The sequence below is a fragment of the Mesorhizobium sp. M0571 genome (assembly GCF_040320985.1).
Taxonomy (GTDB): Bacteria; Pseudomonadota; Alphaproteobacteria; order Rhizobiales; family Rhizobiaceae; genus Mesorhizobium.
Map to the genome: position 1 here is coordinate 95,248 of NZ_JAMYQT010000018.1, position 19,245 is coordinate 114,492.

The 19,245-nt window shown below is 62.1% G+C and carries 20 protein-coding genes; 10 read left to right on the forward strand and 10 right to left on the reverse strand.

Translation table 11 applies throughout. The features are described 5' to 3' along the window. Nucleotides 1-97 precede the first annotated feature (97 nt). From zwf to edd, 3 genes are all read left to right on the forward strand, one after another. Nucleotides 98-1,567 carry a glucose-6-phosphate dehydrogenase gene (zwf, locus tag NKI85_RS21500; RefSeq protein WP_352526315.1) on the forward strand — a complete coding sequence of 490 codons (1,470 nt, stop codon included), beginning with the start codon at nt 98-100 and terminating at the stop codon, nt 1,565-1,567. Beyond that, nucleotides 1,549-2,268 (forward strand): 6-phosphogluconolactonase, encoded by a 720-nt coding sequence (gene pgl, locus NKI85_RS21505; RefSeq protein ID WP_352526314.1) that lies wholly within the window; start codon nt 1,549-1,551, stop codon nt 2,266-2,268. Before zwf ends, pgl begins: the two co-directional genes overlap by 19 nt. Nucleotides 2,269-2,342: 74 nt before the next feature. Beyond that, the gene (edd, locus tag NKI85_RS21510) at nt 2,343-4,166 is read left to right on the forward strand and encodes a phosphogluconate dehydratase (RefSeq protein ID WP_352526313.1); all 1,824 of its coding nucleotides are present in this window, start codon (nt 2,343-2,345) and stop codon (nt 4,164-4,166) included. A 99-nt stretch (nt 4,167-4,265) separates the two neighbouring features. Here edd and NKI85_RS21515 read toward each other — a convergent pair whose 3' ends face one another. The 4 genes from NKI85_RS21515 to NKI85_RS21530 form a co-directional block, all read right to left on the reverse strand. Then, complete coding sequence (locus NKI85_RS21515) at nt 4,266-5,933, reverse strand: vWA domain-containing protein (RefSeq protein WP_352526312.1); 1,668 nt, start codon at nt 5,931-5,933, stop codon at nt 4,266-4,268. Between the two features lie 111 nt (nt 5,934-6,044). After that, complete coding sequence (locus tag NKI85_RS21520; protein ID WP_352526310.1) at nt 6,045-7,043, reverse strand: GlxA family transcriptional regulator; 999 nt, start codon at nt 7,041-7,043, stop codon at nt 6,045-6,047. A 16-nt stretch (nt 7,044-7,059) separates the two neighbouring features. Then, entirely contained in the window at nt 7,060-7,977 is a 918-nt protein-coding gene (locus tag NKI85_RS21525; RefSeq protein ID WP_352526309.1) for a bifunctional methylenetetrahydrofolate dehydrogenase/methenyltetrahydrofolate cyclohydrolase, read from the reverse strand. Between the two features lie 209 nt (nt 7,978-8,186). Further along, the gene (locus tag NKI85_RS21530; RefSeq protein WP_352526308.1) at nt 8,187-8,876 is read right to left on the reverse strand and encodes a hypothetical protein; all 690 of its coding nucleotides are present in this window, start codon (nt 8,874-8,876) and stop codon (nt 8,187-8,189) included. Between the two features lie 352 nt (nt 8,877-9,228). Between NKI85_RS21530 and proC the strand changes: the two genes are divergently transcribed. Next, entirely contained in the window at nt 9,229-10,044 is an 816-nt protein-coding gene (gene proC, locus NKI85_RS21535; protein WP_352526307.1) for a pyrroline-5-carboxylate reductase, read from the forward strand. A 14-nt stretch (nt 10,045-10,058) separates the two neighbouring features. On the opposite strand, the gene NKI85_RS21540 is transcribed toward proC, so the two are convergent. From NKI85_RS21540 to NKI85_RS21550, 3 genes are all read right to left on the reverse strand, one after another. After that, nucleotides 10,059-10,451, reverse strand: a complete 393-nt coding sequence (locus tag NKI85_RS21540) for a type II toxin-antitoxin system VapC family toxin (protein ID WP_352526305.1) — start codon at nt 10,449-10,451, stop codon at nt 10,059-10,061. Continuing rightward, on the reverse strand, nt 10,451-10,693 hold the full coding sequence (locus NKI85_RS21545; RefSeq protein WP_352526304.1) for a type II toxin-antitoxin system VapB family antitoxin: 243 nt from the start codon (nt 10,691-10,693) through the stop codon (nt 10,451-10,453). Before NKI85_RS21545 ends, NKI85_RS21540 begins: the two co-directional genes overlap by 1 nt. 124 nt (nt 10,694-10,817) lie before the next feature. Beyond that, a complete protein-coding gene (locus tag NKI85_RS21550; protein WP_352526302.1) occupies nt 10,818-12,131 on the reverse strand; it encodes an NAD(P)H-dependent oxidoreductase in 1,314 nt (437 codons plus the stop codon). A 388-nt stretch (nt 12,132-12,519) separates the two neighbouring features. On the opposite strand from NKI85_RS21550, the gene NKI85_RS21555 reads away from it, so the two are divergent. From NKI85_RS21555 to NKI85_RS21565, 3 genes are read left to right on the forward strand one after another with little or no spacing between them, the layout of a single operon-like run. Continuing rightward, nucleotides 12,520-13,752 (forward strand): pilus assembly protein TadG-related protein, encoded by a 1,233-nt coding sequence (locus tag NKI85_RS21555; RefSeq protein ID WP_352526300.1) that lies wholly within the window; start codon nt 12,520-12,522, stop codon nt 13,750-13,752. Continuing rightward, nucleotides 13,752-14,192, forward strand: a complete 441-nt coding sequence (locus NKI85_RS21560; protein WP_352777848.1) for a TadE/TadG family type IV pilus assembly protein — start codon at nt 13,752-13,754, stop codon at nt 14,190-14,192. Before NKI85_RS21555 ends, NKI85_RS21560 begins: the two co-directional genes overlap by 1 nt. 40 nt (nt 14,193-14,232) lie before the next feature. Continuing rightward, on the forward strand, nt 14,233-14,586 hold the full coding sequence (locus NKI85_RS21565; RefSeq protein ID WP_352526296.1) for a TadE/TadG family type IV pilus assembly protein: 354 nt from the start codon (nt 14,233-14,235) through the stop codon (nt 14,584-14,586). A 72-nt stretch (nt 14,587-14,658) separates the two neighbouring features. Here NKI85_RS21565 and NKI85_RS21570 read toward each other — a convergent pair whose 3' ends face one another. After that, nucleotides 14,659-14,844, reverse strand: a complete 186-nt coding sequence (locus NKI85_RS21570; RefSeq protein WP_352526294.1) for a hypothetical protein — start codon at nt 14,842-14,844, stop codon at nt 14,659-14,661. Between the two features lie 185 nt (nt 14,845-15,029). Between NKI85_RS21570 and NKI85_RS21575 the strand changes: the two genes are divergently transcribed. From NKI85_RS21575 to NKI85_RS21585, 3 genes are all read left to right on the forward strand, one after another. Further along, on the forward strand, nt 15,030-15,911 hold the full coding sequence (locus tag NKI85_RS21575) for a YihY/virulence factor BrkB family protein (RefSeq protein WP_352526292.1): 882 nt from the start codon (nt 15,030-15,032) through the stop codon (nt 15,909-15,911). Beyond that, entirely contained in the window at nt 15,901-16,674 is a 774-nt protein-coding gene (locus NKI85_RS21580; protein ID WP_352526290.1) for an SDR family NAD(P)-dependent oxidoreductase, read from the forward strand. Before NKI85_RS21575 ends, NKI85_RS21580 begins: the two co-directional genes overlap by 11 nt. A gap of 129 nt (nt 16,675-16,803) precedes the next feature. Further along, a complete protein-coding gene (locus NKI85_RS21585) occupies nt 16,804-17,304 on the forward strand; it encodes a DUF2314 domain-containing protein (protein WP_352526288.1) in 501 nt (166 codons plus the stop codon). A gap of 74 nt (nt 17,305-17,378) precedes the next feature. On the opposite strand, the gene NKI85_RS21590 is transcribed toward NKI85_RS21585, so the two are convergent. Both NKI85_RS21590 and NKI85_RS21595 read right to left on the reverse strand, forming a co-directional pair. Then, nucleotides 17,379-18,140 (reverse strand): glutamine amidotransferase, encoded by a 762-nt coding sequence (locus NKI85_RS21590; protein WP_352526286.1) that lies wholly within the window; start codon nt 18,138-18,140, stop codon nt 17,379-17,381. 89 nt (nt 18,141-18,229) lie between these two features. Continuing rightward, the gene (locus tag NKI85_RS21595; protein ID WP_352526284.1) at nt 18,230-19,231 is read right to left on the reverse strand and encodes a rhamnose ABC transporter substrate-binding protein; all 1,002 of its coding nucleotides are present in this window, start codon (nt 19,229-19,231) and stop codon (nt 18,230-18,232) included. Nucleotides 19,232-19,245 lie beyond the last annotated feature (14 nt).

Genomic DNA, 19,245 nt, shown 5'->3' on the forward strand with positions numbered 1-19,245 from the left:
AGAGCACACGCGGATGTGACGGAATGGCACTGGAACACTTAAATCGATTAGATTATATCAGCCGCGTTATCGCGCCCGGCGTCAGAGCGGACAGACCATGACCAGCCAGATCATCCCCGTCGACCCTTTCGACTTCATCATTTTCGGCGGCACCGGCGATCTGTCGGAACGCAAGCTTCTGCCGTCGCTGTACTATCGCCAGCGCGACCACCAGTTTTCCGAACCGACGCGCATCATCGGCACGTCGCGCTCGAAGATGACCGACGAGGAATTCCAGTCTTTCGCCAGGCAAGCGATTGCCGACCATGTGAAGCCTGCCGATATCGACGCTACCGAACTGAAGACGTTCCTCGCACGGCTCTCTTATGTCCCGGCCGACGCGACCACAGGTGCTGGCTTCGACAGGCTGAAGAAGGCAATCGGCAACAGCGAACATATCCGCGCTTTCTATCTGGCGGTGGCGCCGGCGCTGTTCGGTGACATCTCGCACAAGCTGAAGGAACACGGGCTGATCACGCCGAATTCGCGCATCGTGCTGGAAAAGCCGATCGGCCGCGATCTCGCCTCGGCGCGCGCGCTCAACGATTTGGTCGGCGACGACTTCCATGAAAGCCAGATTTTCCGCATCGACCACTATCTCGGCAAGGAGACCGTGCAGAACCTGATGGCACTGCGCTTTGCCAATGCGCTTTACGAGCCGCTGTGGAACTCCGCCAATGTCGATCATGTGCAGATCACCGTGGCCGAGACGGTCGGCCTGGAAGACCGCGTCACTTATTACGACAAGGCCGGCGCATTGCGCGACATGGTGCAGAACCACATGCTGCAGCTGCTCTGCCTCGTCGCCATGGAAGCGCCGTCGTCGATGGACGCCGATGCCGTCCGTGACGAAAAGCTGAAAGTGTTGCGGGCGCTGAAGCGCATCAACGGCAACGAAGCGCCCAAGCACACGGTGCGCGGGCAATACCGTGCCGGCGCCTCGGCCGGCGGGCCGGTGAAAGGCTATGTCGAGGAGCTCGGCAAGAATAGCAACACCGAGACCTTCGTTGCGCTCAAGGCCGAGATCGGCAACTGGCGCTGGGCGGGCGTGCCGTTCTACCTCCGGACCGGCAAGCGGCTGGCGACCCGCGTTTCGGAGATCGTCATCGAATTCAGGCCAATCCCGCATTCGATCTTCGGCGACAGCGCCGGACCGATCTTCGCCAATCAGCTGGTGATCAGGCTGCAGCCCGACGAAGGCGTCAAGCAGTTCATCATGATCAAAGATCCCGGGCCGGGCGGCATGCGGCTGCGCCAGATTCCGCTCGACATGAGCTTCGCGCTATCCTTCGGCGCGCGCGCGCCCGATGCCTATGAGCGGCTGATCATGGATGTCATCCGTGGCAACCAGACGCTGTTCATGCGCCGCGACGAGGTCGAGGCGGCGTGGAAATGGATCGACCCGATCCAGAACGCCTGGGAGAACGCTAGGCAGGAAGCGCAAAGCTACACCGCCGGCACATGGGGGCCATCGGCCTCCATTGCGCTGATCGAACGCGACGGGCGGACATGGCACGAGAGCAATTGAGCGACGCCGCCGCCTATACGTGGCACGAATTTGCCGAACGCCAGCAGCTGGCGGCAGCACTTGCCGGCCACGTCGCCGGCCGCCTGTCAAAGGCAATCGCGGCGCGCGGCACGGCATTTCTCGCCGTCTCCGGGGGCACCACGCCGGCGAAATTCTTCACGGCGCTTTCCAACATTCCGATCGCCTGGGACAAGGTCAAGGTGACACTGGTCGACGAGCGTTTCGTGCCGGCGTCGTCGCCGCGATCCAATGCCGGCCTGGTGGCCGCCAACTTGCTGCAGAACGCGGCCGCCGCCGCAAATTTCGTTCCCCTCTACCATGAGGCGACAAGCGTCGAGGATGCGGCGGTCTCCGACAGCAAGGCGCTGCAATCGCTGCCTTGGCCGCTCGACGTCGTCGTGCTCGGCATGGGAACCGACGGCCACACCGCCTCGTTCTTTCCGGATGCCGACGAACTAGCAAAATTGCTCGACCCGTCTTCCCAAAGGATCGTGCTGCCGGTTCACGCGGCAAGCGCCGGCGAGCCGCGGCTGACGCTGTCGCTGGCACGGATCGTCGAAGCCAATCTTCTCGCACTGCACATCGAAAGCGAAGACAAGCGCGAGGCATTCGAGAGCGCGATGGCATCGGGAACACGAAAGCCCATTCGTGCTGTGCTCGATGCAGCCGAGAGGCCCGTAGAGGTTTTCTGGGCACCCTGATTTCGAACTTGGCTGCAGGTCCCGGCATCCAACCGGAAGTGTTTGCGGGACCTCGCCTGAAAGGACTGATCGCCATGACCGCAAGACGCGACATCGAAGCCATCACCCAGCGCATCCGCGAGCGCTCCAAGCCCGGTCGCGAGGCCTATCTCGGCCGCATCGCCGAAGCCTCGAACCGCACCGCCAACCGGGCCGTGCTGTCCTGCGGCAACCTGGCCCATGGCTTTGCCGTCTGCAGTCCATCCGAAAAGGTGGCGCTTGGCGGCGACCGGGTGCCGAACCTCGGCATCATCACCTCCTATAACGACATGCTGTCGGCGCATCAGCCTTTCGAGACGTTTCCGGCGCTGATCAAGGACGCGGCACGCGAGGCCGGCGGCATTGCCCAGGTGGCCGGCGGCGTGCCGGCGATGTGCGACGGCGTAACCCAGGGCCAGCCCGGAATGGAGCTGTCACTGTTCTCGCGCGACGTGATCGCCATGGCCGCGGCAATCGGCCTGTCGCACAACATGTTCGACGCCGCCGTCTATCTCGGCGTCTGCGATAAGATCGTGCCGGGGCTGGTGATCGCGGCGCTGACCTTCGGCCATCTGCCTGCCGTGTTCATCCCGGCGGGACCGATGACGACCGGCCTGCCCAACGATGAAAAAGCCAAGATCCGCCAGCTTTATGCAGAAGGCAAAGCGGGGCGCGCCGAACTGCTCGAAGCAGAATCCAAATCCTATCACGGGCCGGGAACCTGCACTTTCTACGGCACCGCCAATTCCAACCAGATGCTGATGGAGATCATGGGCCTGCACACCCCTGGCGCCTCGTTCGTCAATCCGGGCACGCCGCTGCGCGACGCGCTGACCAGGGAAGCGACCAAGCGGGCGCTGGCGATCACCGCGCTCGGCAACGCCTACACGCCGGTCGGGCGGATGATCGACGAGCGCTCGATCGTCAACGGCATCGTCGGCCTGCACGCCACCGGCGGTTCGACCAACCACACCATCCACCTGATCGCCATGGCGGCAGCGGCCGGCATCGCCATTACCTGGCAGGACATTTCCGACATCTCGGAAGCAGTGCCGCTGCTGGCGAGGGTCTATCCGAACGGCCTTGCCGACGTAAACCACTTCCACGCCGCGGGCGGGCTCGGCTTCCTGATCCGCGAACTCCTCGACGCAGGCATCCTGCACGAGGATGTGCAGACGGTGTGGGGCGAAGGGCTGCGCCCCTACGCGGTTGAGGCCAAGCTCGGCGCCGACGGCGGCGTCGTGCGCGAGGCCTCGCCGCGCGAGAGCGGCGACGAGAAGGTGCTGGCGCCGTTCAAGAAGGCGTTCCAGCCGAGCGGCGGGCTGAAGGTACTTTCAGGCAATCTCGGCCATGCCGTCATCAAGACCTCGGCGGTCAAGCCGGAGCGGCGCATCATCGAAGCGCCGGCCAAGGTTTTCGATAGCCAGCAAGGGCTGAACGAGGCGTTCAAGGCGGGGTCGCTGACCGGCGACTTCATCGCCGTCATCCGGTTCCAGGGCCCAAAGGCCAACGGCATGCCGGAATTGCACAGGCTGACCACAGTGCTCGGCATCCTACAGGACCGCGGCCAGCATGTGGCGCTGGTCACCGACGGGCGCATGTCAGGCGCTTCCGGCAAGGTGCCGGCGGCGATCCACGTGACGCCGGAAGCGGCGGAGGACGGGCCGATCGCCAGGATCCATAACGGCGATATCATCAAGCTCGACGCCGAGGCCGGAACGCTGGAGGTGCTGGTGCCGGCCGGCGATTTCGCACTGCGGCGAGCAGCGGACAGCGACCTCATAGGCAATGAATTCGGCTTCGGCCGCGAGCTTTTCGCCGGGTTCCGGCAGATGGTTGGGCGCGCCGACCACGGCGCGAGCGCCTTCGGAACGGCGTGACCGTTTTCGGCATGAGAAAGAGCGGCTGGTGGCCGCCCTATCTATTGTTTTAGCCGCATTTCTACGACGCCAACTGATTCCACTTGGCTGCAAAATGCTCTATTGAACCGTCAGCTCGGCTCGCGCGCCGGCCCTGACCGTTACCGTGCCTTCCTTCGAGCTGTTGTCCGATTTCTCCGAAACCACCGCGTAGTCGCCAGCCGAAAGGGTGGCCTGATACTTCTGGTCATAGGCGTAGCCGACCGACTTGCGGGTTCCGTCGATGTCCTTCTTGGCCTCGAAAACCTCGATCTTCGAGGCGCCTGGCGCGGTGATCGCCAGCACGCCGGCGTTCATGGCAACCTTCAGGTCCTGATGTTCGCCAATCTTGACACTGAACGGCTGCTCGGCCACCGCGAGATCAACCGTCGCGATCATTATATAATTGTCGGGCGGCAGATCGAACTTGCTGTCGGGACCGTAGGCATAAGTCACCTCCTGCCTGGTTCCGTCGACCTGCTTTTTCGCCTGGAGCACCTTGAAGCCGACGCCCGAACCCTCGGCCTTGTCGCCACCGGCAGCATAATAGGCGTTGGCGACCACACGCCCGACGCCGACGATGATGTGCTTGTCGATGACCCTGCCGGCAGCAAGCGGGATCGTCTCGGTGACCACGCCCTGGCCGATCGTGACGGTCACCTTCTCGTCGCCGGCCGGCAGCACGACTTTCGTGTCGCCATAATAGGTCGGCGGCGTGTCGACGCCCGGATAGGCGATCACGACAGCCGCGCCGTCGTCGACGTCCGCCCCTTCGCTTGGCCTGGGGTGGATGACCAGCGTGCCGGCATTCAAGGTGAAGAGCGGTTTGGCGACCTGGCCCGGCTCGATCCTGATCTTCTGTTCGGCCTTGGCCTCGCCGGCGCGCGCGACGACGATATAGTCGCCCGGCTCCAGATTGCCCTTGTAGCGGCCGTATTCGGTGGTGACGGGATCGCCGCGCGTGCCGTCGGAATTTGCCTTGTAGATTTCCCAGGCATTGCCGTCGGTGACGGGGTCGCCACCTTGGGCAAGCACGACGGTCGGCACGAAATTGAATTCCGCCGGCTGAGCGGGCGCCGGCTGGGGAGCAGGCTGCGGGGCGGGAGCCGGTTCAGGAGCCGGTGGCGGCGGCGCAACGGTCTCGACGAGGGCATCCTGCAACGCCTTCTCGTCGGACACCTGGATGTATTTGCCGCCGGTGTTGTCGGCGAGGCAAGCGACCTGCTTGCCTTCGGCAGCCGTCAAGCCGAAGCCGACGACGTCGACGGTGAAGTCGACGCCGGCAGCCTCCAGTTCCTTGCCGAGCGCACAGGGATCGCCGTTGCACGTCTCGATGCCATCGGTGATGAGAACGACCGTCGCCTTGTCTTCCCTGTATTTCAACGATTCCGCCGCTTGCTTGACGGCGGCGGTCAGCGGCGTCTTACCTTGAAATTTCAAGCTGTCGGCCGCGGCTGAAATCGCGCTTGCCGAGCCTGCCTGCGGCGCCACAATGAGTTCGATGTCGTCGCAACTGGCCTTCTCGCGATGGCCATAGGCCATGAAGCCGATTTCCTCGTCTGCCGGGACCGACTGCAGCACGGCTCGCAGCGATTCACGGGCGATTTCGAGCTTGGGCTTGCCGTCGATCTGCGCCCACATCGAGCCGGAGGCATCGAGAATGACGATGACGCGGTCGGCGGCAAAGCCGAGCCCCGTCATCCACAGCAGCAGGGCCGCCGCAGCGACGCTCCGTGCAAATGCCGCCATAAAGATCTCCCCCTCGGTCGCCGCCGCCCGGCGCGGGAAAGCTATTTGACGCCGCGTCGCGACACAAGCCCGGATGGAGCACGAAGCTGCATCGCCAACTGCGCCAAACCCTCAATAGGTCGTGCGGCGCTCCTCGGAAGGCGGCCGGCCGAATTGCAGCCGGTAGCTCTGGGCAAAATAGGAATGCGAGGTGAAGCCGGTGGCGATTGCCACGTCCAGGATCGGCATGTTGGTCTGGCGCAGCAATTCGCGCGCTCGCTCGAGCCTGAGCCGCATGTAATAGCGGCCGGGGGTCACGCTCAGATGGCGCAGGAACAGGCGCTCGACCTGGCGCACCGACAGGCCCGCCGACTTGGCGAGCTGCACCGCCGACAGCGGCTCGTCGAGATGGTCGGCCATCAGCTCGACGATGCGGCGCAGCTTTTCCGACTTACCGGTCAAGTCGCGCTCCGGGCCGACGCGCTGGCGGTCTCCGGCCGAGCGGATGCGCTCATGCTGGAACTGGTTGGCGACACCGTTGGCGAGGCTCGAGCCGAAATCGCCGCGCACGATCTCCAGCATCAGGTCGATCGAGGTGGTGCCGCCGGCGCAGGTGTAGCGCTTGCGGTCGATCTCGAAGACGTTGCCGGTGCAGTTGATGTCCGGAAAGCGTTCGAGGAAACCGGCGCGGTTTTCCCAATGGATGGTGCAGCGGTAGCCGTCGAGCTGGCCTGCCTCGGCAAGCAGGTAGGAGCCGACCGAAAGTGCGCCGAGCGCATTGCCGCGCCGGCCCCAACTGCGCAGTGCCGCCAGCACCTTGCTCTTGCCGGGAAACTCCGTCGTCAGCCCGACCGAGACGAAAAGGATATCGACCGGCGGCAAATCGGCAACGGCGTAGTCGATCTTGAGCGGCAGGCCGTTGGACGCCATGACGGCATCGCCGTCGGCCGACACCGTCGTCCAGCCGTAAAAATCGCGGCCGACCAGCCGGTTCGCCGACCTGAACGTGTCGATTGCCGCGGCCAGCGAGAACATGGAGAACTTGTCGACCAGCAGAAACCCGAACTGCCGGCCGCCCTGAACGGGATCATTAGTGACCGGCCGTTCTAAGGGAACAGTGAGGTTCGGCAAGGACGCTGCTTTCTGGTCAGAAGGAAGGCCGTTTCAACCCGGCTGCGAGATAGGCGGAAGCTAGCGTGTTGGCCATCAGCATGGCAATGGTCATCGGTCCGACGCCGCCAGGCACCGGCGTGATGGCGCCGGCCGCCTTCGCCGCTTCGGCAAAGGCGACATCGCCGACGAGGCGGGTCTTGCCTTCACCCTTCTCAGGTGCGGCGATGCGGTTGATGCCGACGTCGATGACGGTGGCGCCAGGCTTGACCCAGTCGCCCCGGACCATTTCGGGCCGGCCAACGGCGGCAACGAGAATGTCGGCGGTGCGGGCAAGCGCCGGCAGGTCCTTGGTGCGGCTGTGTGCGATGGTGACGGTGCAGTTGGCGGCGAGCAGAAGATTGGCCATCGGCTTGCCGACGATGTTCGAGCGCCCGACGACAACCGCATTGAGGCCGGACAGGTCCTTGCCGCGCACACGTTCGATCAGCAGCATCGAGCCGGCCGGCGTGCAAGGCACGAAGGCGGTCTCGAGCTCGCCAGTGCCGAGCTTGCCGACATTGATGAAGTGGAAGCCGTCGACATCCTTCTCCGGCGCGATGGTCTGGATGATCTTGCCGGCATCGATATGGCCGGGAAGCGGAAGCTGCACCAGGATGCCGTTGATGGCCGGATCGGCGTTGAGCTGGCCGATGATCTTCAACAGGTCCTGCTCGGAGGTTTCGGCCGGCAGCGTGTGCTGAACCGAATGGAAGCCGCATTCCTTGGCGGTGCGGGATTTGGAGGCGACATAGACCTGGCTTGCCGGATCCTTGCCGACGATGACCACTGCAAGACCGGGGACCACTGCGAGACCGGGCTGCCGTCCGCCCGTTTCCGTCAGTTCGGCGGTCAGGGCCTTGACCCGCCGCACCACGTCTTCGGCGACACTTTTTCCGTCAATCAACTCAGCCATGAACCACCCTCGACGTCTATCGCCTAAGCCTGCCGCGTTAAAGCATCCATGCGGCGTGCTCCAGATATCTTTTATGCGTGTCGTTGCCCAGAACCATGCGCAGCCGGACGGACATGCAGCGCGGCATTTTCACGAAAATCCGGCCGGGCAATCCCGCCAATGCGCCGTCTCATGCCGTTAACTCGAAACCGGCATGTTTTATTCGACGCTCAGAAATAGCGGCGACGCGTGCGGTTTTCGGTGAGCTCGCGAACCGCCTCGCGGAATTCGAGCAGGCTGGCGCGGATTTCCTCGATCTGGCTTTGCTGATCGGCGGCTTCCGAAGCCTGATTTGCCTCCGTCGACCAGGCCTCAGTATAGGCCGAATGCGGCGGCGCGGGTTGCTGCGGATAAGGTGCCTGTCCGGCATAATGCGGCTGTGGATAGAAGGCGGGCGGCATGGCTGCGCTGGAATTTGTGGGGGCGGAATTCTCGCCGGACGTCATCTCCTCCGGCGCTCTGCCGGGCACGAGTCTGCGCAGCGCCGACAACACGGCACCGATCGCGCCTGGACGTTTGGTGCGCGCGACCTCGACCGACGGAGCGGGAGGCGGTGCTGCCCGGTACGCGGCGCGATCAGCGGAACCGGCATCGAGGCCGCCAAGGGAGCCAGCGGGGTCGAAAAATACATCGGCAGCTGCAGCCTCTTCCGTCAGTATGGTGCCGCCCTCTGGCTCATCAGGATGGGGCTGGCTTGAGCCGGCGGCCGCCGAGAGGATGGGGCTGGAGCGCGCCTCGCGGCGCGAGCGGGCGAGACGATGGCGTGTGGCGGCCTCGCGCCATGACCGGCCTGCGCGGTCCTCTAGCGAAACCAGCGATGCTTCGTCCTCGGCGCGCACCGCTTCGACGAGCGACAGCAAGGACCGCTCGTTCCTGCAGTGTTCACGATTATCCCTGTAAGCCATGGTTCCTGGAGCTTTCCCCTCGGGCTGGGATGTAGCGACCGCCCACTGGTTAACCGATGCTAAACAGGCATAGGAAATAAAAGGTTAATTGGCCGCCCCCGCCGCTGCGCGACTACATGCGCATCCCAACCGCAAGGAGAACATCTGTCTCGGCGATTTCTTCATTGATGATGGTGGTGTTGCTGGCCTGAGCAAGTATCGTTGCGACCGATCGCAGTCCGGGATTCCGCCTGATCACAGTCCCAACAGGGGCTTCCCCGCCCTGCCGCGAACGTCTATGGGAAGCCATCTCTATGGGAGGCTTTCGATGACGATCAGGCTTGTTCTCGCCGGTTGCGGCAATATGGGCTACGCCATGCTCTCGGGCTGGCTGAAAGCCGGCAAGCTCGCTCCGGCTGCGGTGTTCGTGGTCGAGCCCAATGCCGAGTTGCGCAAGCGTGCCGAAGCACTGGGCTGCGCTGCTGCCGCGGATGCTGGCACGATCCCGGCGGACGCCGTGCCGACCCTCGTCGTCATTGCGGTGAAGCCTCAGGTGATCCGCGACGTGACGGCTGGCTACATCCGCTTCAACGATGGCCGAACCACCTTCCTCAGCATCGCCGCCGGGACACCGGTCGCTACGTTCGAAGGTATTCTCGGCGACCGCGCGCCGATCGTGCGCTGCATGCCCAACACGCCGGCGGCGATCGGCAAGGGCATGATGGTGGTGTTTTCCAACAGGCTGGTTTCCGACGACACCAAACGCCTTGTCGCCGACCTGCTTTCGGCAAGCGGGCAAGTGGCCGATATCGACGACGAGGGCCTGATGGATGCGGTGACGGCAGTCTCCGGGTCGGGGCCGGCCTATATTTTCCATTTCATCGAAGCGCTGACCGTGGCCGCCGAGAAGGCTGGCCTGCCGACCGGGACTGCCAAACTCTTGGCCATGCAGACGGTCTACGGCGCCGCATCGCTGGCCGCCGAAAGCGGCGAGGAGCCGGGCGTGCTCAGGCAGCAGGTGACCAGCCCCAACGGCACGACGGCTGCCGCGCTTGCCGTTTTGATGGGCGAGGACCGGCTGACGCGCCTGCTCACCGAGGCGGTGGAAGCGGCGCGGCTGCGGTCGATAGAGCTGGGGAAGTAATAGCCGATTGCGGATTACGCGAGATCGGTACGCGAAAAGTCGTTGCCCTTGTAGAGCAATGCGGAGCCATGACTTTTTGCGCAGGCATAAGAAAGGCAGTCGGCTAAGTTGAGCTGGGCGGGATGTCCGCGCCACTTTCCGTAGTCTGAAAATGCCTGGAACGCGAGCTTGGCATCGCTGGCGTCGATCGGCACAATTTCGATTTCAGCCTCGCGAAGAAACGCCTCTATCGCATCTCCGGCGACAACCGGTGGCACGGCAAGCATCGTCGAAAGCCGCATCGCCGCTTCAAGCACGACTAGAGCCGAAGTTATCCTTGCTGGCGCTGCCTCGATGCGGTTGCTCCACTCGCCGGCATCCTCTTCTCCTGAAAGAATCGCGACAACCACGGAGGTGTCGACGAACATCAGGAATGCCCCCACATTTCGTCGATCTCATCCTTGTTGACAGCCCGACCGCCCTGGCCTGCCTTGGCCTTGAAGTCCTTGGCAATGGCAGCGAGCCGCTCCGCCAGGGGAATGCGTCCGCTTTCCCGCCTCAATTCGGATTCAAGCGCCTCGATGACCGCCTCTGTCATCGAAATCTTGCGTTTGGCAGCAAGCTCTCGCGCCAGTTCGCGTGCGCGCGGGTCCCTGATCTGAAGATTCATGTAATCATCTGAAGATTCATGTAATCGCCTCCGCCTTCATCGTCACTACAATATAGAGAATTCGTCATGACAACGCCAGTGCGCTCGGCCGGAGGCCATTGCGACGGCTCACCGGTCGAGAGCCTCACGCCCCATACAGCATCTCGTCCTGCAGCCGGCGCAAGGCGAATAACCTGGTCGTGGGGTCGGGCGCGGCATTGTCGGCGGTGAGCAATTCGCCTTTCCGCACCTGTTTCAGCACCTTGCCGCCTTCGAGCAGGCCGACCGGCACGGCGCGATGGGCGCGGGCCTGTTCGACGGTCATGGTCCAGGAGCGGTAGCAGGTCTCGCCGATCGCATCGAACGTCTCGCCTGCCGCCAGATCGCGCTTGGCCACGGCGCAGACCTCGGCCACCGGCCGTGGCAGCGGCACCATGTCGGGCTTGCCGTAAAGCGCGATACGGGCCGCCGTCAGCGGCACTTCCAGCGAGGTCAGATGGTAGGGCCTGAAGAAGCTGTAATAGGGGCCGTGGCCGATATGCAGATCGTCCATGCGCTCGATGATGCGCGGATGCGTCGCCTCGACGATGACGAAGACGCCGGGCGCCACACCCTTGCCGACGGTGTAGTCGACGACGCCCTTCTTCGACAGGATGCCGCCATGCTCGCGCGGGATCAGCACCTTGACCAGCTCGTCGCGGTCGGCCTTGGGGCCGTGCATGCCAGGAATGTCGGGTACCAGCCCGGTGGCGTTGGCGATGGCGCACATCTCAACCATGGTCTTCGAGCCGTCGACGAACTCGACCAGCATGCGCGGGTTCATGTTGCGGCGCAGCGCTTCCTCGCGGTAGTCGTCGGGAACGGCGTCGTGGTTGAGAGGGTTGTTCTTGCCCTTGCCGGCCGAAACGATGGTGTAGCCGAGCGCCGAGGCGAACTCGATCAGCTCCATGCAGCTCGACGGCTCGTCGCCGGCACCGACCGAATAGACGACGCCGAGCCGGTCGGCCTGCTGCTTCAGATAGCACCCGATGGTGACGTCGGCCTCGACATTCATCATCACCAGATGCTTGCCGTGCTGCATCGCCATCAGGTCGAAATCGGCGGCGACGCCGGGCTTGCCGGTGGCATCGATGACGACATCGATAAGTGGATTGGTGACCAGTATTTCGTTCGAGGTGATGGCGATCTTTCCGCTTTCGATCGCCTGGCTGACCTTCGAAGGCGTATCGGCCTCCCGTGCCATCGCCTCGTCACCATAGGCGATGCGGATGGCGTCACGCGCCGTATGTGGACGGCGGGTCGAGATCGCGCAGACCGAAATGCCCGGCATCAGCATGCCTTGCGTCACCAGGTCGGTGCCCATCTCGCCCGAACCAATGACGCCGATACGCACCGGGCGGCCTTCCGCGGCGCGCTTGGCAAGATCGCCGGCAAGCCCGGTCAAGGCGACATTGGTCATGCTGGAGCGTCCACTGCTTTAAGTCTTTGTTTTTATGCATGTCGTTATCCCAAAACGACTGCGCACTTGGGCAACATGCATCAGGACGCGGGAATAGCAGGGAACGGTAACGGTTTGCCAACGAAACCGGCCGCCGGCGGCGTTTTCTTGCGCTTGGCCCCAAAATCGGATTGGTTCCTGTGAAGACAATGCACCCAGCCAAAGTGTTACCGACGGTCCTGTTGGGCCAACGTCCGCGTTCTCAGATCTTAGAAAAGCCTCTCAGGGCACCGATTCAACCGGCGAAACGAGTGGAGCAGAACCGCTAAGCGCCGTTTGAATGGATCACAGCCAAGAAATGGACGGAAATTCTTAGTCATTCTTTTATGCATCCCGACTTAAATGAGGAATGGACTGGCGTGCCCGTATCTTCAGGCGTTTTTTCCGCATGCGACGAACCGGCAGGAGTGGCAACGTTGCTACTATTTTTGCCCTGTCTCTGCCGATTGTCGTCGGCGGCGCGGGTCTCGGCGTTGAGACTTCCTACTGGTATTACAGCGGCCTGAAGCTACAAGCGGTGGCGGATGCGGCAGCCTATGCTGGCGCTTTGGAAAAGGTTTCAGGATCCGACAAGCCAACGATTGTCTCCGCCGCGACAACGTCAGCGACCACGAACGGCTGGAAACCGTCAGCAGGTACAATCGAGATCTTCACGCCCCCGTCAGCCGGTCCAAATGTCGGGAAAAAAGCGGTTGAGGTGATCGTTCACCAGAACCTCGATCGGTTTTTTACGTCGATATTCACTCAAAACGCGGTTGGCGCACAGGCAAGGGCGGTGGCTCTTATCACGGATGCTTCAAAGGCCTGCCTTACGGTGCTCAATCCTTCCGCTCCGAAAGCGGCGCTCTTTTCAGGCAGTTCGAACCTCAAACTGACCGGCTGCGTCGTGATGTCGAATTCGATAGCCGCGGACGCCATCAAGCTTCAGGGATCGGCAAGCCTTCAGGTCGATTGCCTGATATCGGCAGGCGGTGTTTCGTTGAGCAACCCCGTGACGACCGTGTGCGCCAGCCCGATAACCCAGGCGTTGCCCGCTGCCGATCCTTTTGCCGACTTGCCGGCGCCACCGGCCACGAACCCCTGTCAAAACAGCAATCAGTCGACGTTGCAACCTGGAACATACTGCAGGGGGCTCAGCTTGAGCGGCAATGTAACGCTCTCGCCCGGGGTATACGTCATTCAGGGAGGAGATTTCAAAGCGAACTCGAATGCAAATATTTCAGGCGAGGGAGTCATCATCTATCTGGCCGGCAGCTCCGGCGTCAGCATGAACGGCACGGCCACCGTCAAGCTCAGCGCACCGACGTCAGGCACCTATTCGGGGGTGCTGTTTTACGGCGACAAAGCTAACCTGACTGGATCGAACACGTTTAATGGCACGGCAGATTCGCTTTTGACCGGCGCTTTGTATTTTCCAACACAGGATGTCAATTACCTCGGCAATTTCTCGGGCAAAGGTGGTTGCACTCAGGTCGTCGCCAGTACCGTGCAGTGGTCCGGCAACGCGAACGTCAATCAGGATTGCACCAGCCTTGGAATGCGAGACATTCCGGCCACGCAAACCGTTCAGCTTGTCGAGTAATGTTCGTGGAATGGCTATCAGTCCGGATCTTCCGGAGCGATTCGGGTATTGCTGCGGTAGAGTTTGCGCTGGTTGTGCCGATCCTTTGCCTGGTACTTCTTGCCATCATTGACGGCTGGTCTTTTGTATCAAGCGCGTTGTCGATGCGTGCAGGCGTGAAAACGGCGGCGAACCTCGTGATGCAAGGAGCAGTCAACGATGCAGCTACCCAGGCCGTCGCTCTTTCGAGCTGGGAAAACCGTCCTGATGACGCGCAGGTGACACTGAGCCGGAAATACATGTGCGGGAACATCGTGGCCGATCCGTCTATCCTGTGCGACACTTTGAAAGTTCCCTCGGTATTCGTTGTAATACAGGCGACAGCCACCTGGTCAGCGCCCTTCAGTTTTGGCGAGTTCACGCGCGGGCTCAATCATCAACAGGTGATTCGTGTCCGCTAAAAGGAGAGCTTTCACGCGTGATGCATCAGGCGGAGCTGCATTGGAGTTCGCGCTAATCGCGCCTTTTCTGATAATGCTTTTGATCGGCGTTTTCGCATTCGGCTGGGCTCTGAATGCCATGTCGAGTGTTCGGTATACGCTGGAAACGTCCTCACGTGCGCTGCAAATGAAGAACTCGCTGACTGAAGCCGAAATAGAAGCCCTAGCCACAGCGAAACTGCTGAGTTTGGGATTGAGCGACGTCGATGTAACAATAGCAATCGACGCGCCAAGCGGCGGCTTTCGCATGGCCCATCTCACGGCCAGGTATGCTTTCGTTATCGAGTTCCCGTACTTCGATCGGTATCCGATAAATTATGGGACGACTGTCACAGTTCCATTGGTTGGATCGTGAGCGCGTCCAATAGCCTTACACAATAAGGGGTGAGCGGATCAACGAAAGGGGCTGCGTCGGTTTTCTCGCGGGCTACCGCAATTCGGCCAGCAACGCCTGCGCCTCGGCAAGGTTTTTTTCAGAGCCGGCGGCAAGGTCGCCCATCTTGCCATCCCGAAAGATGACGAGCGCATGCTGGCAGGCGGCAATAGCTTCTTCGGCCATCGCCTTCTGCTTGCGGGCAGCATGATGGCCGACGCGTGGCAACTGTTTGGGCAAGACGTGTTGTTGTCATGGGCTCTGCAATGCCGCTCAGTAGCGATCCTTCGCGCCGCCTCTGTCCCGCCGACATCAAAGTTCCGCACCGCAGCAGCCGTCCTGCTTGCGCCCGTTTCCGGCCCTACTACCCCTCGCCCACCTCTATCTCGCCGCTACTTGTTTAATGACAAGCATGCGAGGCCCACATGTGGAACTTGGCGACGGAGGGCTGGGTACTCCTCAGGCAGAGCATCCTCGGCTTCGTCAACGACAATGCGCTGAGCCGTGGGGCGGCGATAGCGTTTTATGCCACGACTTCGCTTGCGCCGATCCTGCTTATCGTTGTCGCAATCGCCGGCATGGCCTTCGGGCACGAGGCGGCGCAACTCGCGCTTTCGGCCCAGATCGCCGGCCTGATGGGGCCGCAAAGTGCCGAGCTCCTGCAAGCGACGATCGAAAACGCCTCGCAGAAAAAAACGGGAATCGTTGCCAGCATTCTGGGGCTGGTCACGCTGTTCGTTGCCGCATCCGGCGTGTTCGGCGAAATGCAGCTTGCGCTGAATGAAATCTGGAAGGTGCAATCGAGCGGAGCATCGATTTCACGGCTGGTGCGGGCACGCATTGCAAGCCTGGGCCTGGTCGCGGCGCTCGGCTTCCTGCTTCTGGTGTCGCTGGTCGTAAGCGCTGCAATTTCGGCGCTCGGAGAGGTCATCAATGCCTATCTGCCGTTTGGCACCATCATCCTGAGCGCCATCAACGGGATTGTCTCGTTTGCCCTGATCACGCTGCTGTTTGCCGCAATCTACAAGGTGCTGCCCGACCGCAGCCTGCAATGGCGCGATGTCGGCATCGGCGCGGTCGTAACCGGGTTTCTGTTCACCATCGGCAAGTCGCTGATTGGCTGGTATATCGGAACCAGCGCCATCGCTTCGTCATACGGCGCAGCCGGTGCCCTGCTCGTCGTGCTGTTATGGGTCTATTATTCGGCCGAGGTATTTTTGCTGGGCGCCGAATTCACGCGAGCCTATTCGGTTCGACACGGCAGCCGGTCCGATTTGAAGAAGAAGGTGGAACTGCATGACAAATGAGTTCACGCCGAAATTCGATCTGGCCGGCAAGGTGGTGCTGGTTACCGGCGCCTCGCGCGGCATCGGCCGCGCCTGCGCACTCGCCTGCGCCGGCTCGGGCGCCGACATGATCGTCGGCGTGCGCAACACTGCCGACGGCGCGGATCTCACCGCCGAGATCGAACGCATGGGCCGGCGCGCGCTTGCCTTGCAAATGGATCTGACCGACCTGGCAACGGTGCGAAAGGCCGTCGCCGATGCCCACGCCGCCTTCGGCCGCATCGATGTTCTCGTCAACAATGTCGGGCTCGGGCCAGAAAACCTGGCCGAGAACGTGATGGAAGAGGATTTCGACCTCACCGTCAACGTCAACCTCAAGGGCACGTTCTTCACCACGCAGGCGGTCGCACGGCTGATGATCGTGCAACAATCCGGGCGCATCATCAACATCAGCTCGCAGGCCGGCACGGTGACGCTGAAGGGCGAGGCGATCTACTGCATGACCAAGGCGGCGATCAACCATTTGACGCGCTGCCTGGCCGCCGAATGGGCGCAGCACAAGATCACCGTCAACAGCGTCGCGCCGACCTTCATCTGGACCGACGGAACGCGGCCTTCGCTCGACGATCCGAAGTTCCATGCGCATGTGCTCGGCCACATCCCGCTCGGCCGCATCGGCGACCCGATCGACGTCGCGGGCACCGTCGTGTTCCTCGCCTCGCCGGCAGCGTCGCTGATTACGGGGGCGAATATATTGGTGGACGGCGGTTGGTCGGTGGCGTGAGAGGGCTCTTCGGCTGATGCTGCGACACCGCCTCGCGAGTGCTTTCCGATGAGCAGCGAACGCAGATGTGGGAAGAGCGATTGATCTCGCAGGTCGTCGAGCTTTCAAAATTACTCCAAGAGGTCTTTTATGAGCGAAAAATCTCAATCGAACGATAAATTCGACGAACCGCGGGATGAGCCACTCTTCGTGGCTAACTCGCAAACAGACCCCCCCTTCCTGGCTGCTTACGACCGAGCGCTTGCGAGTGTGCCGACATTTATCGAACATATAGAGAGGAATGCAGATGCCCTGTGTTCTGCGAAGCTTCGCTTTCGCGATCCCGACGAAGAACGTCTTGGGGAGGACTGCTTTCTTTTCCTTTGGCTTACCGCCGTGCACTATCATGCCGAGGAGCGGCTATTTTCGGGTACATTTTTCGAGGTGCCACCCGAGCTTCAGAAATGGCATCAGGTCGGCCAGCGACTTGCATTTGAAGGCGACGATATTTTCGATTGGATGGTTCTCGACGAGGGGCACTTGCATGGGGGATTCACATTGCGCGTAACCCGAGACAAGCTTCCTGAGAAAGATCGTGGCTCATACGATCGATATGTCGGGGTTTCAGTCTATGAGCCACTTCCGTCCTGAAACGCATGGTTAATGGCCTCGCCTTTCGTTGAGGATTGGGCAACCGCACTGGTCAAACCCGGTATCCGGCTTTCTCATTCATTGCCGGCGAGCCAACGGACCATGTTCGCCATCAGTTTTCCGTAGAACGGCCATCCGAGGAAATCCTGCGAGAGCCAATGCGGGCCGATATCGGTTGCCCAGGCAATCGTTCGGCCGCGGCCATGGCTGCCAACGGCAAGGAGCGGCCAGTCGGTGCCGCGATAATGGCAGGTCGCCAGAAGCTGGCACGAACCGTCGCGCCTGAATTCAAGCTTGTTCATGCCGAGGATCGGCGGCAACGGCCCCTCGACCCCGGAAAAAATCGGGTGCGACGACTGCAGGATGGAGGCCTGCAGGCCTTGCGGCACCTCCATGCCGTCGCAAAAGGGCAGGCAGCGGACCGGCAGCACGTCCTCGACCGGGGTGTCGTGGAACCGCGCCGTCCCGAACATGCCCTGAAAGCCCATGTAGCCGCCGGCCAGCATCAGCCCGCCGCCAGCTTCGACATAGGCCTTGAGCACATCGAGGCGGTTGACGCCGACACGCCCAGCGCGGGCATCCGGCGTGACCAGCAATGTCAGCGCGCCGACATCGGAGATCACCACCGCCTGGTATTGGGCGAGCGCATCGAGGTCATAGGGAAATTCCGCGGCGCAGCGCTCGCCGCCGATCTGCGTGACGGCGATGCCTTCGGCGGCCAGCGCGGCATTGAAGGCCGTCGCGCCATTTGTCGAGGTCGCACTTGTAAGCACATCACTGCCGATGGCGACCGACGTCGTCGCCGCAAAGGTCTCGCCTGCAAGCAATATGTTCATTGCCGTCCCCGCACTGTTTTCATTCGAGAGGTTTTAGGGAAGGGCGCCGGATGGACCCGGCGCCCCGCCGGAGCTTGAGCGCTACAGGATCAGAACTTGAACTCGGCCAGATTGTCGGGGGTCACGATCTTGGCCGGACCAAGGATCAGTTCGCCGCCGGCGCCAATCGTGTATTCGCCGAGCCGGCCGGCTGTGAACTTCTCACCCTCCTTGCCGGTGATCTTGCACTGCGCAAACGCCTGGGCTGTCTGATAGGTAAGATAGCCAAGATCGGTGACGTTCCACCAGATATCCTGAGCCGCTCCGTCCTTGATGTATTTCGAGATCAGAGTGGCCGGCGCGAGGCCGGTCAGCTTGACCTTGCCGATCATGCCCGCCTCCTCGAGTGCACGCGCGGCCGCCGGAAGGCCAATTCCTGCCGGGACGATGATCACCTTGAGATCGGGAAACGCCTGGACCAGCGCCAACGCCTGTTGCTGGTTGATCTGTTCGCTTTCTTCGCCATAGGCCACCTGCACCAGCTTCATCTTGGAGAACTTCGGCTCGGCAGCCATCTTTGCTTTCATGAAGTCGATCCAGGCGTTCTGGTTGGTCGCCGTCGGCGTCGACGACAGGATCGCGAATTCGCCTTCACCGCCGCTGAGGGCGAATGCACTTTCCAGCATCATCTCGGCGAGACTGTCGCCCTTCACCTGATTGACAAACACCGCGCGGGCATCGGCGGCCACATCGGAGTCATACGAAATCACCCTGACGCCCTGCTGAACGGCGCGCTTCAGCGCAGGCGCGACGGCATTGGCGTCGTTGCCGGCAATTGCGATGACCCCAACCTTCTGCGACACGAGGCTGTTGATGAATTCGATCTGCGCCTCGGCAGTCGCCTGCGATGGGGCGACCTGCGTAGCGGTGCCGCCAATTTCCTTGGCTGCCTCTTGTGCGCCTCCAAAGGCCACTTTGAAGTAGGGGTCGGTGTCGAGCTTGGGCAGGAAACCGACCGTTACGGGTTCCTTGGCGCATTCCTGGCTGAACGCCAGCGAGGTTGGCGCGAGCAGAACCGCGGATGCGAGCAGGGCTAATCTAAACGCTTTCATTGTGACTCCTCCGT

Coding starts and splice junctions, on each gene's coding strand:
- zwf (WP_352526315.1), top strand. CDS start 98: ATGACCAGCCAGATCATCCCCGTCGACCCTTTCGACTTCATCATTTTC.
- pgl (WP_352526314.1), top strand. CDS start 1,549: ATGGCACGAGAGCAATTGAGCGACGCCGCCGCCTATACGTGGCACGAA.
- edd (WP_352526313.1), top strand. CDS start 2,343: ATGACCGCAAGACGCGACATCGAAGCCATCACCCAGCGCATCCGCGAG.
- NKI85_RS21515 (WP_352526312.1), bottom strand. CDS start 5,933: ATGGCGGCATTTGCACGGAGCGTCGCTGCGGCGGCCCTGCTGCTGTGG.
- NKI85_RS21525 (WP_352526309.1), bottom strand. CDS start 7,977: ATGGCTGAGTTGATTGACGGAAAAAGTGTCGCCGAAGACGTGGTGCGG.
- proC (WP_352526307.1), top strand. CDS start 9,229: ATGACGATCAGGCTTGTTCTCGCCGGTTGCGGCAATATGGGCTACGCC.
- NKI85_RS21540 (WP_352526305.1), bottom strand. CDS start 10,451: ATGTTCGTCGACACCTCCGTGGTTGTCGCGATTCTTTCAGGAGAAGAG.
- NKI85_RS21545 (WP_352526304.1), bottom strand. CDS start 10,693: ATGAATCTTCAGATCAGGGACCCGCGCGCACGCGAACTGGCGCGAGAG.
- NKI85_RS21550 (WP_352526302.1), bottom strand. CDS start 12,131: ATGACCAATGTCGCCTTGACCGGGCTTGCCGGCGATCTTGCCAAGCGC.
- NKI85_RS21555 (WP_352526300.1), top strand. CDS start 12,520: ATGGACTGGCGTGCCCGTATCTTCAGGCGTTTTTTCCGCATGCGACGA.
- NKI85_RS21560 (WP_352777848.1), top strand. CDS start 13,752: ATGTTCGTGGAATGGCTATCAGTCCGGATCTTCCGGAGCGATTCGGGT.
- NKI85_RS21575 (WP_352526292.1), top strand. CDS start 15,030: ATGTGGAACTTGGCGACGGAGGGCTGGGTACTCCTCAGGCAGAGCATC.
- NKI85_RS21580 (WP_352526290.1), top strand. CDS start 15,901: ATGACAAATGAGTTCACGCCGAAATTCGATCTGGCCGGCAAGGTGGTG.
- NKI85_RS21585 (WP_352526288.1), top strand. CDS start 16,804: ATGAGCGAAAAATCTCAATCGAACGATAAATTCGACGAACCGCGGGAT.
- NKI85_RS21590 (WP_352526286.1), bottom strand. CDS start 18,140: ATGAACATATTGCTTGCAGGCGAGACCTTTGCGGCGACGACGTCGGTC.
- NKI85_RS21595 (WP_352526284.1), bottom strand. CDS start 19,231: ATGAAAGCGTTTAGATTAGCCCTGCTCGCATCCGCGGTTCTGCTCGCG.